This is a genomic window from Nostoc sp. 2RC (assembly GCF_014222165.1).
GTDB classification, from domain to species: Bacteria; Cyanobacteriota; Cyanobacteriia; order Cyanobacteriales; family Nostocaceae; genus Nostoc; species Nostoc linckia.
Map to the genome: position 1 here is coordinate 1 of NZ_JACKZU010000727.1, position 1,109 is coordinate 1,109.

Genomic DNA, 1,109 nt, shown 5'->3' on the forward strand with positions numbered 1-1,109 from the left:
GTCTGACGCGGGGATGGGGAGATGGGGAGATGGGGAGATGTGAGGATGAGGCAGAGTTAGAACTTCAAGGTTCGACCTCAGAACTCGGAACTTCGACTTCGGAACCGGAACGTTCTCATTTAGAACCGGAACATTCTCGTTTAGAACCGGAACATTCTCATTTAGAACCGGAACATTCTCGTTTAGAACCCGAACATTCTCGTTTAGAACCCGAACGTTCTCGTTTAGAACCGGAACATTCTCATTTAGAACCTAAACATTCTAGTTTAAAACCTGAACATTCTAGTTTAAAACCTGAACGTTCTCGTTTAAAACCTCAACATTCTAGTTCACAACCTCAACCTTCCACCTCAGAACCCCGTTCATTCACCTCAAACACTCAAACTCCTAACTCCTCACTCCTAACTCCTAACTCTCTACTCATTCAACTTCGCGAAAACGAACAGCGCAACCTCCGCACAGTACTAATTTTTGACCAATTTGAGGAATTTTTCTTTGTTTACACCGAACCAGCACAAAGAAAGCAATTCTTTGAGTTTTTGGGAGAGTGTCTCAATGTTTTATCGCTGAAAGTTATCTTATCGCTGCGGGTGGATTACATCCATTACTTGCTAGAGTGCAATGATTTGCCCAGTCTCAAAATTATTGGCAATGACATTCTCAGTAATAACGTGCTTTACAAGTTGGGGAACTTCTCACATGATGATGCCAAATCAATTATCCAGCGTTTAACAGAAAATACTAGCTTTCGTTTGGAAGCGGCTTTAGTCGAACAACTCGTAGAAGACTTAGCCGCAGAATTGGGTGAAGTGCGTCCCATTGAATTACAAGTTGTGGGGGCGCAGTTGCAAACGGAGAACATTACAACTCTGGCAGAATATCAGCAACGCGGTACTAAAGAACAACTGGTTAAGCGTTATTTGGATGAAGTTGTTGAAGATTGCGGTGTGGAAAATCAGCAAATGGCGGAATTATTAATGTATTTGCTGACAGATGACAAAGGAACTCGCCCGTTAAAAACTCGCGCTGAGTTAGAACGCGATTTACACGCATTAAGCGAAGAAGCTGACAAAATTAAATTCTCCCCATCTCCCCATCTCCCCATCTCC

1 pseudogene is annotated in these 1,109 nt (G+C 42.9%); it reads left to right on the top strand.

Going from position 1 to position 1,109, the window contains the following annotated elements:
- Window positions 1–1,109 (top strand): annotated as a pseudogene (locus GNE10_RS36315) (ribosome assembly protein 4); the annotation flags it as partial.